The sequence below is a fragment of the Polaromonas sp. P4_H1 genome (genome assembly GCF_056400945.1).
The window spans coordinates 1-537 of record NZ_JBFUKG010000139.1 but is presented as its reverse complement, the minus strand read 5'-3'; the positions used below and the strand labels follow the sequence as shown (position 1 = coordinate 537).

Sequence of the window (537 nt, the reverse complement as noted above, 5' to 3'; positions counted from 1 at the left end):
GGTGAACGACGTGCAGTTCGGTTGCCTCGGCACCCGGGAATTCCACCAGTTGCTGGACATGGTGCAGCGGCTCGTCGATTCCAGCGACCGCGCCATTGCGTTGCAGCGTTATCTGGCCGACACCAATGTGAAGCAGCTCTCGCCCGAAGCCCAATCGATCGCCGTCGCCAAGCGCGGCAAGCCGCGCAAGGGTTAACGGCCCGCGCTGCGACAAATCGGCCCTCCGGGCCACGGCGATCGTAGGATGGGTAGAGCGTCTTCGCGAAACCCATCATTTAAACGCATGAAAGCGATGGGTTTCGCTGCGCTCTACCCATCCTACGTATTGCCACCTACCGCCACAACATCGAACAGCCCTGCCACAGCAGCACCAGCGAGATCACCAGCAGCAGGGCATAGGCGATGTTGTAGAACAGATTGGTGGGCGTGTGTTTCACCAGCCAGATGCCCATGAAGTTCGCGATGATGGCCATCGGCAGCAGCGCCAGCGATGTCGCGAAATTGCCGGCGTGGAATTGGCCGAGTGCGAAATAGGGC

At 60.5% G+C, this 537-nt stretch carries 1 protein-coding gene and 1 pseudogene; one reads left to right on the top strand and one right to left on the bottom strand.

Going from position 1 to position 537, the window contains the following annotated elements; genetic code table 11:
- Nucleotides 1–196, top strand: a 196-nt coding sequence (locus AC1DS5_RS25545; protein WP_477721038.1) for a hypothetical protein, incomplete at its 5' end; no start/stop codon positions are given.
- Between the two features lie 136 nt (nucleotides 197–332).
- Here AC1DS5_RS25545 and AC1DS5_RS25540 read toward each other — a convergent pair.
- Nucleotides 333–537: pseudogene (locus AC1DS5_RS25540) on the bottom strand (sulfite exporter TauE/SafE family protein); the annotation flags it as partial.